The following is a 12,472-nucleotide window of genomic DNA, read 5'->3' as shown; positions in this document are numbered from 1 at the left end:
GCGCGTCAGATATCGGCAAATACATGCCTTTCGCTCTTTGCGCCGGGATGGGTAAGCGCGCCTTTGCTCGCCGGGCCGACATTCTGCGCATACCGCCAAAGCGCTCCCGATTGGTAATCGTTGGTCCGCGGCTTCCATGCCGCTCGGCGTGTCTCCAGCACGGCCTGATCCACGTCGAGGTCGATCGTCCCTTTTTCAGCGTCGATGGTGATCGTATCGCCGTTTTCGACCAACGCGATGGGTCCGCCGTCCGATGCCTCAGGCCCGACATGGCCGATGCAAAAGCCGCGCGTCGCGCCGGAAAAACGTCCGTCGGTAATGAGCGCAACCTTTTCGCCCATACCCTGCCCATAAAGCGCTGCAGTGGTCGCGAGCATTTCACGCATTCCCGGCCCACCCTTCGGTCCTTCATAACGGATGACGATCACGCACCCTTCGGCGATATCGCGGTTCTCGACGGCTTCGAAGGCGTCTTCCTCGCAATCGAACACTCGCGCGGGTCCGGAAAACTGAAGCCGCTCCATCCCGGCGACCTTCACTATTGCCCCATCCGGCGCGAGCGAGCCCTTGAGGCCAACAACCCCGCCCGTCGGCGTGATCGGTGCTTTCACGTCGTAAAATACCTTCTGATCGGGATTCCAGGTGATCTCCTCGATGTTCTCGCCCAAGGTTTTGCCCGTGACCGTCATCGGTTCGGGATCGAGGAATCCGCCATCGAGCAGCGTCTTCATTCCCATGTAAACGCCGCCTGCCTCGTGCATGTCCTTGGCGACGTATTTCCCGCCCGGTTTGAGATCGGCGATGTACGGCGTTGATTTGAAGATTTCTGCGACATCGAACAGATCGAAATCGATCCCTGCCTCACTCGCCATCGCAGGCAGATGAAGCGCTGCATTGGTCGATCCGCCGGTTGCGGCGACGACCCGAGCAGCGTTTTCAAAAGCGGCCCTGGTGCAGATGTCGCGTGGCCGAAGATTGATTTCCAGCAGCTTCATCACCTGCCGTCCCGCAGCGCGCGCAATATCCTCGCGCGATTTATAAGGTGCAGGCGACATATTGCTGTTCGGCAGGGATAATCCGATGGCCTCTCCAACACATGCCATTGTGTTGGCGGTGAATTGGCCGCCGCACGCCCCATGCCCGGGACAGGCAACCTTTTCGAGCGCGATGAGGTCTTGCAACGGACAATTTCCTGCGGCGTGCTGGCCCACCGCCTCGAATACGTCGACCACTGTCACATCTTCACCGCGATATGTTCCCGGCAAGATCGACCCGCCATAAACGAAGATCGATGGCACGTTGAGCCGGAGCATAGACATCATCATGCCGGGCAGACTCTTGTCGCAGCCGGCAAAGCCCACGAGCGCGTCGTAACAATGGCCTCGCACCGAAAGCTCGACCGAATCCGCAATGACCTCGCGGCTTACAAGCGAGCTTTTCATGCCCTGGTGGCCCATCGCGATACCATCAGTGACGGTGATCGTGTTGAAACGCCGGGGGGTTCCGCCGCCTTCGATGACGCCCTCCCGGCAGATGTTCGCCTGCGGATCGAGCGTGGTGTTGCAGGGCGCGCTATCATTGCCTGCGCTCGCGACCGCCACGAATGGCCGAGCGATTTCTTCCTCCGTCATACCCATCGCGTAATAGTACGAACGGTGAGGCGCGCGTTCGGGGCCGACCGAGACATGGCGGCTGGGCAGTTTGGACTTATCGAATGGCGAAGACATATTGTTTCCCGTACGCGTGGTTTCGGGAAACAGCACTGCCGTTAGTCGAGCGCGAGCGCAACCCTTCCGCAGACATCTGCGATCATAGCTGCGAATCGCGATTGCTCGGCGCGGGTTGCGATCAGATCCTGACGCACTTCTATCGCGCAATAGTACCGCCCATCCGCCTCCGCGTGGCGGTTCATCGTCGCGTTGAGCTGCTTGCCCGAATACGGCTCGTTATCGCCTACATTCAGGCCAAGCTCGCCGAACAGGCGAATGGCGTGACGTGCAGCGCGGTCGTCCTCATTGTAAAGCAGAGCGACTTCCCACGGCCGTTCGTCCGTCCCGTTCTGAAGCTTGGGCGTGAAGCTATGCAGCGAAATGATCAGCTTGGGTTCGGCGCCCTCGATCCACTTTTCCAGGGCATCGTGGTACGGGCGGTAATATTTCTCCAACCTCGCCTCGACATTCGCGCCGATATTGCCGGGGATGAGGTGCCCGTCGCTTTCGGTAGGCACGACATTCGGATGCTCCTCCTCGCGGTGGAGATCGACCACAAGACGGCTGACGCAGGCAAGATGTGCCGGGATGTCGTGACGGCGTGCCATCCGCTCGGCCACGCCGTTCACACCGATATCGACGGCGATATGATTGTCCAGCAGATCAGCTGCTATGCCGAGAGGGACGTCTTCGGGCACGAAATTGGATGCATGGTCGGCCACGCACACAAGCCCGCCGCGGCGCGGCGTACCGACCTGGCGGTAAGGATTGTCATCAAGGATCATCTCAACAACCCTACCATTTGCCACCACTCCGGTTCCAAATCGGCAAGTACGCTCGCCGCGCGGTCTCTGTGTTCGGGGCTTTCGTAGAGGGCAAAGCACGTCGCGCCCGACCCGGACATCTCGCACATCCAAGGATCGGTTTCGTTGAGCGAGCCGAGCACATCGGCGATCGCGGGGCAGATCTCAACGGCGGGCGGGCGCAGGTCGTTTCTGCCCTGCCGGGCGATTTCGCGAGCCGTCCCGGTCGGCAAAGCGCCGCGATCCTCGCCATCCCAGGCTTTGAACACCGGCCCGGTCAGGAGCGGGATGCGCGGATTGACGAGCAACACCGCCATCCCGGACATGTCATTGTCGACGGGTTCAAGCTCGGTCCCAGTGCCGCGACCGATCGCCATCTCGCTGCGCACGCAGGAGGGCACATCGGCGCCCAGACGCTCGGCGCGCTGCTGCCAATCATCGGGGAGTCCTTGGATCCGTTCGACGATGCGGAAGACCGCGCCGGCATCAGCGGAACCGCCGCCCAGCCCTGCAGCCACGGGGAGGCTCTTTTCCAACGTCATCTCGAGCCCGGCGCTGCGCGGAAGCGATGTCAGCGCGCGCATCACGAGATTGTCGAACGGATTGTCGAGCGCCTGCGCAAATTCGCCCACAGTCGTCAGCCGGTCGCGATCGGCAGGTTTTGCCGCCAACGTATCGCCCGCATCGACGAAGGCGAACAGCGTCTCTAGCTCATGATACCCGTCCTCGCGCCGCGCGCGAACATGCAGCGCGAGATTGATCTTGGCGTAGGCAGTTTCGGTGATCGCCAATTGCGGCGTCACATATTCGGATAATTCGGACCACCGCCACCTTCGGGAGTGACCCAATTGATGTTCTGATTGGGATCCTTGATGTCACAGGTTTTGCAGTGGACGCAGTTCTGCGAGTTGATGACGAATTTCGGCTCTGCTCCTTCTTCGGTGACCCATTCGTAAACGCCCGCCGGGCAATATCGGGTCGAAGGCCCACCATAGACCTCCAGCTCGCTTTCTTTTTGCAGCTCGAAATCCTCGACCTGCAAATGGACCGGCTGGTCTTCGGCATGGTTCGTGTAGCTGTACGCGACGTTGGTCAGTCGGTCGAAGCTGATTTCCCCGTCAGGCTTCGGATAGTCGATCTTGGGATACAGGTCAGCGCGGCCTGTCATCGTGTAATCCCGGTGATGATCCATGCTGATCGGCAGGCCGATTTTGAGGGTGCGCATCCACATGTCGACACCACCGAGCAGTGTACCCAAATCGCCGCCGTATTTTGCGACAGCAGGTTCTGCATTCTGCACCAGTTTGAGCTCGTCTGCGATCCAACTGGAACGCAGATTGCTCTCATAATCCGCTAGTTCGGTCCGCTCGTGACCCGCTTCGATCGCAGCCGCAATGCTTTCCGCAGCCAGCATGCCGCTTTTCATAGCGGTATGGCTGCCCTTGATCCGCGGCACGTTTACGAAACCTGCCGCACACCCGATCAAAGCTCCGCCCGGGAAAGCAAGCTTCGGTACCGACTGCCATCCGCCTTCGTTGATCGCGCGCGCGCCATAAGCGACGCGTTTGCCGCCTTCGAGATAGTCGCGGATTGCCGGGTGCTGCTTCCAGCGCTGGAATTCCTGATACGGAGAAACCCACGGGTTCTTGTAATCGAGCGCCGTCACAAAACCGAGTGCCACCTGGCCCTTCGCCTGATGGTACAGGAACCCGCCACCCCAGCTGTCGCTTTCGGTGAGCGGCCATCCCTGCGTGTGAATGACTCGGCCCGGCACGTGCTTCTTCGGGTCGATGTCCCACAATTCCTTGATACCAAGCCCATAGACCTGCGGCTGGCAATTCGCCTCCAGATCGAATTTTGCCTTCATCTGCTTCGTAAGATTGCCGCGCGCGCCCTCAGCAAACAGCGTGTATTTGGCATGGATTTCCATTCCGGGCTGATAATCCGGCTTTTGCGAGCCATCAGCGGCAATGCCCATGTCCTGGGTGACCACGCCGCTAACTTTGCCATCATCATCGTACATGACATCGCTGGCAGGAAAGCCAGGAAAAACCATAACGCCCAGCTCTTCGGCCCGTTCGCCCAGCCACCGCGTCATGCTGCCAAGCGACCCGGTATAACATCCGTGATTGCTCATCAGCGGCGGCATGATGAGGTGCGGCAGCGAAGTCTTTCCGCCTTTCGACAGCACCCAGTGCCAGTTATCCGTGACCGGTGTTTCGGCCATCGGGCAATCCATGTCGCGCCAGTCGGGGAACAACTCGTTCAACGCCTTGGGATCGACAACCGCGCCCGACAGGATATGCGCACCGATCTCCGACCCTTTTTCAAGCACGACGACTTCGAGCTCTTCATTGATCTGCTTCAACCGGATCGCTGCGGAAAGGCCCGCTGGCCCTCCGCCGACGATAACGACATCGCAAGGCATTGATTCACGTTCGGACATACGCTTTTCTTTTCCCGGATTACTCGCGTTTCTCTTGCATTCCACTTGCTAACTGGACCTTGCGCAGTCAAGACCTGCATTGGATAGGATGGACACCTCACCCCCCTCTTTTGCCCGCGATCTCGCGGCTGCCATGGACTGGTGGCGCGATGCCGGGGTCGATCACGATTTCAGTGATGACGTTACGGTTTGGTTGGATGACGCGGACCAAGCACCGGCCAAGTCAAAGCCAGAACCAGCGCAGGCAAGTGATAGCGAGCGCGACCGGGCGCAAAATACCGAAAAAGATGGGGCGGCGTCTCACCCCGCATCTCGAGCGGACCTGATCGGCGAGTCGCCGCCCGCGACACTCGAAGACTTCCGGAAGTTCTGGCTCGAGGCTCCCGGTCTCGACGGAGTGGGGCCGCGCGGGCGCATTGTCCCTCGGGGACCGGCGGAGGCCGATCTGATGATCCTCGTCGTCGACCCCGAGGAAACCGATCGAACCTCGCTCCTGAGCGGCCCGCAGGGACAATTGCTGTCGAACATGCTCACTGCGATGGGCGCAGAGGAAGAAAACACTTACGTCGCATCGGCGCTGCCGCGGCACACGCCAATGGCTGACACGGCGGCGATTGCGGGAACCGGCATGGACGCCGTGACAGCTCTGCATATACAGCTCGCGGCGCCGAAACGAGTGATCGCGCTGGGCAAAGACATCCTGCCGCTGATTGGCCACGACCGGGCGCAAGACATTACCTCTTTACGCAAAATCAACCATGAAACGGCAAACATGCCCCTAATGGTGAGCGAAGGTCTGGACAACATGATGTCGATGCCGCGGCTCAAAGCCCGGTTCTGGCGGAGATGGATTGAATGGTCGGCAACTTGGTGACGACGAAAATGCTGAAACCGTTGGGGATCGTGATTGGCGCTGCCAGCGTCTGCGTTTTGCCCGCAATCGCTTCGGCGCAAAGCCAAAGCATGGCCGCACATTATGGCAAGCAGGAAACGCAGGCCGCGCGCATCCCCGCTGTTCTGGACAACCGCGAAAAGGCGCATTTTCGCGACGTTTTTCGCGCAATAGATCTGGAAGACTGGGCACGCGTAGAAAGCCTCCTGGCCGATCAGCGTGGCTCGCTTCTCTATCAGACCGCGCTTGCCGAATATTACACGCATGCCAACAGCCCGATGGTCAGTGCCGAACAAATCGAAAGCTGGTTCGAGTTGGGCGTTCATCTTCCACAATCGGCGCAGCTTGGGCGGTTGGCGGCCAAACGCGGTGTTGAGCAGGTGCCGCGACTGCCGGTGGCACAGCGCTTCAGTCGCCAACCCGCCGCGCCAAAACGCATTCGTCCGCGTTCGGTCATGGACGATACGATGCCTTCCGAAATACGTGCGAGCATCCTCGACCGGATCAAGAATGACGATCCCTCCGGCGCACAAACGCTTCTCGCAGAGATCGACTACGCGCTCAGTCCGGAAGCGCGCGCCGAATGGCGCCAGCGTGTGGCCTGGAGCCACTACATCGAGAACAATGATGCGGCTGCCCTGCAAATGGCCCAGACAGTATCCGACGGTCGCGGCGCGTGGGTTGCCGAAGGCGAATGGGTCGCCGGTCTTGCCGCATGGCGTCTTGGTGACTGCCTCCTCGCTGCGGATTCCTTCGTCCGGGCAGCTGGCCAGTCGACCAATTCGGAGCTGACCTCGGCGGCGCATTATTGGGCGCACCGGTCGCTGATCCGTTGCCGCCAGCCTGGCGCGGCGCAGGAACATTTGGTGGCTGCATCGCGGTACGACGAAACGCTCTACGGCTTGCTCGCATCCGATCAGCTCGGCATCAATCTTCCGGCGACGGCAACACCGCAGGCTTTCACAAGCGAAGACTGGCGCTCGCTCTCGGACATATACAATGTGCAAATCGCGGCGGCACTGGTCGAAATCGGCCGACCAGCCCTCGCCGATGAAGTCCTACGGCACCAGGCGCGTGTCGGAGCCCCTTCCGATTACGAGGCCATGTCCCGTCTGGCGCGGGAGCTCGGTCTGCCATCCACTCAGCTTTTCATGGCGCACAACGCCCCTCGCGGGCAGAGCAGCGACCGCGCCTTGCGCTTCCCTGTTGCGCGCTGGCAGCCCGCGACAGGTTGGAAGGTGGACCCAGCCCTCGCCTTTGCGCACGCCTTGCAGGAATCCAATTTCAGAGCCTCCGCGGTCAGCCCGGCCAATGCACGCGGGTTGATGCAGATCACCCCGATCACCGTTCGTCAGCACGCCCCGCGGCTCAACATGAGCGCGCAATACGTCGATCTGAACGACCCTGAGGTGAATCTCGCATTTGGCCAGCGCAATCTCGAGATGCTCCGGGACACTGCCGCGACGCGTGACAATCTCCTTAAGATCATGGCGGCCTACAATGCAGGTCTCACCCCGATCACGCGGTGGAATTACGAAATCCGCGATCAGAACGATCCGCTGCTTTGGATGGAATCGATCCCTTATTGGGAAACGCGTGGTTACGTTTCCATCGTCCTGCGCAATTACTGGATGTACGAGCGCGCAGCCGGGGTAGCCAGTCCCAGTCGCAGAGCGCTGGCTCAAGGGCTCTGGCCAGCATTTCCCGATATGGCTAGATCGAGGTCCGCCCTTCTCGAACAGTAAAGGATAGCGCGCATGGCGATCGACGAGAGCAAGACCTTCACGCCGATCAATGTCGCGGTCCTCACCGTTTCCGACACCCGAACCGTCGCAGATGACACGTCCGGCGATATCCTTGCCGAGCGCGTTACGGCTGCGGGCCACACCTTGGCCGCGCGAGAGATCGTGAAAGATGATGCCTCGCTGCTCGCTGCGCAGATCGATACGTGGATCGACCATCCGGAAATCGATGCGATCGTGAGCACCGGGGGGACCGGGCTGACAGGCCGCGACGTCACACCCGAAGCGTTGGCCCGGATCGAAGGTGGGCGGGATATTCCCGGTTTCGGCGAACTCTTTCGCTGGCTCAGTTTCAAAACGATCGGGACCAGCACCGTGCAATCACGCGCCTGCGCCATCGTCGCGCGCGGAACCTACATCTTCGCGCTGCCCGGATCTAACGGAGCGGTAAAAGATGGCTGGGACGGAATCCTCGCCGAACAGCTCGACAGCCGCAACCGGCCCTGCAACTTCGTTGAGCTGATGCCGCGCCTTAAAGAGAAATAGCGCTTCCAGAATCGCACTGTTCTCTTTATGTTCCTGTACGTGAGAACACCGCCTGATTCCGAACACCCCGATTACGTCGCCGGACGCGGAGCCGCGTCCGCGCAGGTCCCTACCCGCTTCGGCTTAGCAAGCCGAGAGACGGATGGCGACTGGCGCGACCATGTCGCCGCTCTCGAAGGACCGCCTCCCAAACTGCGCACAACCGTGACCGAGGAAAAGCCGAAGACGATCCTCAGTTTCAACAAGTCGCCCGATGTGCCGTTCGACCGATCGATCAACGCCTATCGCGGCTGCGAGCATGGGTGCGTCTATTGCTTTGCGCGCCCGACCCACGCGTATCACGACCTATCTCCAGGCCTCGACTTCGAGACGCAATTGTTTGCCAAGCCCGGCGCTGCGAAGCTGCTGCGCGAAACTCTGGCAAAGCGTAAATACCGCCCAGCCCCGATCGCGATGGGAACCAACACCGATCCGTATCAGCCGATTGAACGCGATTACCGCATCACGCGTGATGTGCTGGAGGTGTGCCTCGAGACGCGGCATCCTGTCACGATCACGACAAAATCGGACCGGGTGACGCGCGATCTTGACCTGCTGACCGAGATGGCACGGCAGGATCTTGTCGCTGTTGCGATCTCGGTCACCACGCTTGACCCTGTCCTTTCGGGCAAGCTCGAACCGCGCTGCGCTGCGCCCTCTAAGAGGTTGGTGGCGCTCGGACAATTAGTGGAGGCAGGCGTGCCGGTGCATTGTTCCGTGTCGCCGATCATCCCGGCGATCACAGACGAGTTCATGGAAGGCATTATCGAGCGAGCAGCCGCGCTTGGCGTGCGCAGCGCAGGCTGGATACCGCTGCGCCTGCCGCACGAAGTCGCGCCGCTCTTCCGCGAATGGCTGGACGTCCATTATCCCGACCGCGCGGGCAAGGTGATGAGCATCGTCCGCTCGATCCGTGCTGGGAAGGACAACGATCCGAACTTCTTCAGCCGGATGAACCCGCAAGGGGTCTGGGCGGATCTGTTCCGTGCTCGGTTTCGGGTGGCGTGCAAACGCGCCGGAATTGGTACGGGCAGGAAATCGCCAAAGTTCGAGCTTGATTGCGGCCAGTTCAGACCACCCGAAGTCGGCGGGCAGATGCGGCTGCTGTGATCGACTAATTTCAGGGCAAATAGCCGCAGTCGAGCGGCGTATCGGGCGCCCTTGACACAGTCCCATCGCGAAGCTGTTCGAACGCGCGGGCAAACTTTCGTCGCTCATCGGTATTGATCACGATGCGCTCTAGGGCGTTACCTGTCTTGGATGCCCAACCGTATTCCAATCCGCGGCTTTTTTCGAACGCTGATAAGCATGTCACCCATAGGAACGTCAGTTTAGATGCTTTTTGAGCCACGGAGCGAGAACCTGTCCGTCCCGCCTCAAGCGTCAGTTCGATGGCATGCGCGCCACGAAGCTGGATCATCAAGAGCGCTGGATCATGCTCATAGGCCCTTATGACGTCCTTTGCGACCTCCGCACCAAGAGCGCCCGGTTTCGTTTCCGGCGCGGACGACGGTTCGGTGCAAGCACAAGACATCAACAGCGCGGCAGTTAATATACTCGTTTTCAGCATTGGTGAGAACATCCCTCGACATGGAGAAGCAGCCTTCGGTCAACGCGGGCCGATGTCAGGATTGGCCCTGTTTTCTACATTAATCTTGAATGCTTATTCACCCAAACGCCCCGCCCGCTTCTCCCGGTGCGAACCGCATCAGGCGGCTATCGGTCAGTGCTGCCGAGCGGTTCACCACCGCAATCTGATAATCCGGGTCCTTGATCATCTCGAAGAACGCACCGGCATTGGGATATTGCGCAACGAAGCCGTCGTGCCAGACCTTGTCGTCGGGTTCCGGCCCCGTGACCATCGTCTGGAAGGCGCCGCGCCATACAATCTCACCACCCACACGCCGAAAGATCGGACCTGACGTTTTTCCATATTCCTCATACGCCTGCCTGCCGGTCCAGCCATTGCCGTGATGCTCATGGCCTTCCGGATAGTCGGCGAGGTCGCGGTAACGCAGCAGATTGAGCATATGGATCGGCTCGTCCCGCGGCAGATCCTTGAATGCTTGAAAGTTGGCGGGTGACGGATCGATATAGATAGTCATTGGGCATCCTTCCGGGTGAGATCACGTTGCATGTAAACGGTGTCGAGCTTGCGACCGAATTTGCTGCCGACCTGCCGCAGGCGGCCGGCATGCTCGAAGCCGAGTTTTGTGTGCAGTGCAATCGACGCGGGTTCGCCGCCACCCACAACCGCAATCATTTGTTTGAACCCCGCGCTGCGCGCCGCCTCGATCAGGTGGCCGAGCAGCATTGTTCCGGCACCTCCGCCGCATGCATCCGGCGCGACATAGATACTGTCCTCGCAGGTCTGCGCGTAAGCCGCCCGCTCGCGGAACTGTGCGGCATAGGCATAGGCGATCACTTCGTCTTCGATCTGCGCGACTAGAAATGGCCAGCCTTTCCTCTCGAAGTGTGCGAGCTTGCACCGCCAAAACTCGGCATCGGGCGCTTCCGTGTCGAAAGTCCCGGTGCCGTGCGCAACATGATGCGCGTAGATTGCCTGGATGGCATGCGCATCCGACGTCTGAGCAGGCCGTATCCGGTCAGGCTTCAAGCTTGTAGTCTGCAAAGCGGTCGCGCAAATCCTTTTTCGAAATCTTGCCGGTGGCCGTGTGAGGAATATCGTCCACGAACTCGATCGCGTCGGGCATCCACCATTTCGCGATCTGCGGCTTGAGATAATCGAGAATGTCGTCGGCCGAACATTCCGCCCCATCCTTCTGTACGACGAACAGAACCGGACGCTCGTCCCATTTGGGGTGGTACATGCCCACGCAGGCAGCTTCCGCGACGGAGGGATGTCCGCAGGCTGCGTTTTCCAGCTCGACAGAACTGATCCATTCACCGCCCGATTTGATCACGTCTTTCGTGCGGTCGGTCAGCTGCAGCGTTCCGTCAGGGTGGATGATCCCGACATCGCCGGTGTCGAACCAGCCATCATTGTTCACCGCGTCCTTCTCAGCCTTGAAATAGCGCTTGATAATCCATGGCCCGCGGATCTGAAGTGCGCCCGAGGTTTTCCCGTCGCGCGGTAGTTCCGTGGCCATGTCGTCGAGATCGACGGTGCGGAGTTCCACACCGAAGATCGGGCGGCCCTGCATCGCGGTCTTCTGGACTTTTTCCTCAAATGTGAGTTCGTCCCAATCCCAGGTCGGGCCACCCACCGTGCCGATCGGCGAGGTTTCGGTCATGCCCCAGGCGTGCTGTACGCGCGTGCCGTTCTTCATCAGGCGTTCGATCATGAACTTGGGGCACGCCGATCCGCCAATAGTCGCAGCTTTCAGCGGCGGAAGATCAATCCCCTCCGCATCGCAATACTGGAAGTGGGCAAGCCACACGGTCGGCACGCCCGCGCTGTCGGTCACTTTCTCACGCAGCATCAGTTCGTGCAGCACAGCTGGATCGTTGACGGCGGAAAACACGAACTTGATACCTGCCATTGCGCCAGCATAGGGCAGACCCCAGCTTGCGGCGTGAAACATCGGCACGACCGGAAGCATCACCGACGACGCGCTGAAATTGAACGCGGCTGGCTGAAGTCCGGCAAGCGCGTGCATCATCGTCGATCGATGTTCGTATTGTACGCCCTTCGGATTGCCGGTCGTACCCGAGGTGTAGCAGATCATGCACGGGTCGGTTTCAGGCCCGGTATGCCACTCGTAATCGCCGTCCTGTTCCCCGATCCAATCTTCGAAGGCGGGAGCGTTTTCGTTCGAATCGTAACAGATGTAATGCTCGACCGTCGTCCAGCGGTCCTTCATCTTGTCGACGATCGGTTGGAACGCCGCATCGTAACAGAGCACCTTATCTTCGGCATGAGTGACGATGTATTCGAGCTGATCCTCGAACAGGCGCGGGTTCACCGTGTGAAGGACCCCGCCCATCCCTGCGACGCCGTACCAGCTCACGAGATGCCGTGAATGGTTCATCGCGAGGCTGGCCACCTTGTCGCCTGGCTTCAACCCAAGAGCCTTTAGCGCCTGCGCCATTTTTAGAGCGTCGCGGCGGATGCCTGACCAATCGGTGCGCGTTTCCGTACCATCGGCCCAGCGCGTCACGATCTCGCGCGAGCCCGCCTCGCGCGCGGCGTGATCGATCACGCTCGTGATCCGCATTGTCCAATTCTGCATGGCTCCCAGCATTCGGCCTCTCCTTCATCCCGTTTCGAGCATTCATGCCGAGCGGCAAGGGGATTGGCAATTGCTTGTTCGGGTTAGAGCGTTTGTTGAACG

12 protein-coding genes are annotated in these 12,472 nt (G+C 60.2%); 4 read left to right on the top strand and 8 right to left on the bottom strand.

Translation table 11 applies throughout. From position 1 onward, the window contains the following. Nucleotides 1-5: 5 nt before the first annotated feature. From ilvD to KCG45_RS12155, 4 genes are read right to left on the bottom strand one after another with little or no spacing between them, the layout of a single operon-like run. Entirely contained in the window at nt 6-1,727 is a 1,722-nt protein-coding gene (gene ilvD, locus KCG45_RS12170; protein ID WP_218317465.1) for a dihydroxy-acid dehydratase, read from the bottom strand. Nucleotides 1,728-1,768: 41 nt separating this feature from the next. Further along, entirely contained in the window at nt 1,769-2,494 is a 726-nt protein-coding gene (locus tag KCG45_RS12165; protein ID WP_218317464.1) for an N-formylglutamate amidohydrolase, read from the bottom strand. Continuing rightward, a complete protein-coding gene (locus KCG45_RS12160; RefSeq protein WP_218317463.1) occupies nt 2,491-3,303 on the bottom strand; it encodes a 4-(cytidine 5'-diphospho)-2-C-methyl-D-erythritol kinase in 813 nt (270 codons plus the stop codon). Before KCG45_RS12160 ends, KCG45_RS12165 begins: the two co-directional genes overlap by 4 nt. Nucleotides 3,304-3,311: 8 nt before the next feature. Beyond that, a complete protein-coding gene (locus KCG45_RS12155; RefSeq protein ID WP_218317462.1) occupies nt 3,312-4,958 on the bottom strand; it encodes an electron transfer flavoprotein-ubiquinone oxidoreductase in 1,647 nt (548 codons plus the stop codon). A gap of 88 nt (nt 4,959-5,046) precedes the next feature. On the opposite strand from KCG45_RS12155, the gene KCG45_RS12150 reads away from it, so the two are divergent. The 4 genes from KCG45_RS12150 to KCG45_RS12135 are packed head-to-tail and all read left to right on the top strand — an operon-like array spanning nt 5,047 to nt 9,287. Next, nucleotides 5,047-5,832: a uracil-DNA glycosylase family protein gene (locus KCG45_RS12150; protein WP_218317461.1), complete on the top strand. Its 786-nt coding sequence runs from the start codon at nt 5,047-5,049 to the stop codon at nt 5,830-5,832. After that, nucleotides 5,814-7,595, top strand: a complete 1,782-nt coding sequence (locus KCG45_RS12145; protein WP_255548156.1) for a lytic transglycosylase domain-containing protein — start codon at nt 5,814-5,816, stop codon at nt 7,593-7,595. The genes KCG45_RS12150 and KCG45_RS12145 overlap by 19 nt, the downstream gene beginning before the upstream one ends. A gap of 12 nt (nt 7,596-7,607) precedes the next feature. After that, on the top strand, nt 7,608-8,138 hold the full coding sequence (moaB, locus tag KCG45_RS12140; RefSeq protein WP_218317460.1) for a molybdenum cofactor biosynthesis protein B: 531 nt from the start codon (nt 7,608-7,610) through the stop codon (nt 8,136-8,138). A gap of 39 nt (nt 8,139-8,177) precedes the next feature. Then, nucleotides 8,178-9,287 (top strand): PA0069 family radical SAM protein, encoded by a 1,110-nt coding sequence (locus KCG45_RS12135; protein WP_369410785.1) that lies wholly within the window; start codon nt 8,178-8,180, stop codon nt 9,285-9,287. A gap of 10 nt (nt 9,288-9,297) precedes the next feature. Here KCG45_RS12135 and KCG45_RS12130 read toward each other — a convergent pair whose 3' ends face one another. From KCG45_RS12130 to KCG45_RS12115, 4 genes are all read right to left on the bottom strand, one after another. After that, nucleotides 9,298-9,747 (bottom strand): hypothetical protein, encoded by a 450-nt coding sequence (locus KCG45_RS12130; protein WP_218317458.1) that lies wholly within the window; start codon nt 9,745-9,747, stop codon nt 9,298-9,300. Between the two features lie 97 nt (nt 9,748-9,844). Further along, complete coding sequence (locus KCG45_RS12125; protein WP_218317457.1) at nt 9,845-10,282, bottom strand: DUF1330 domain-containing protein; 438 nt, start codon at nt 10,280-10,282, stop codon at nt 9,845-9,847. Next, nucleotides 10,279-10,809 (bottom strand): GNAT family N-acetyltransferase, encoded by a 531-nt coding sequence (locus KCG45_RS12120; RefSeq protein ID WP_255548155.1) that lies wholly within the window; start codon nt 10,807-10,809, stop codon nt 10,279-10,281. The genes KCG45_RS12125 and KCG45_RS12120 overlap by 4 nt, the downstream gene beginning before the upstream one ends. Then, on the bottom strand, nt 10,784-12,382 hold the full coding sequence (locus KCG45_RS12115; protein WP_218317456.1) for a long-chain fatty acid--CoA ligase: 1,599 nt from the start codon (nt 12,380-12,382) through the stop codon (nt 10,784-10,786). The genes KCG45_RS12120 and KCG45_RS12115 overlap by 26 nt, the downstream gene beginning before the upstream one ends. Between the last annotated feature and the right edge of the window lie 90 nt (nt 12,383-12,472).

Source organism: Erythrobacter ani, from assembly GCF_019204025.1.
Taxonomy (GTDB): Bacteria; Pseudomonadota; Alphaproteobacteria; order Sphingomonadales; family Sphingomonadaceae; genus Erythrobacter; species Erythrobacter ani.
This window is presented reverse-complemented; position numbering and strand designations above follow the sequence as displayed.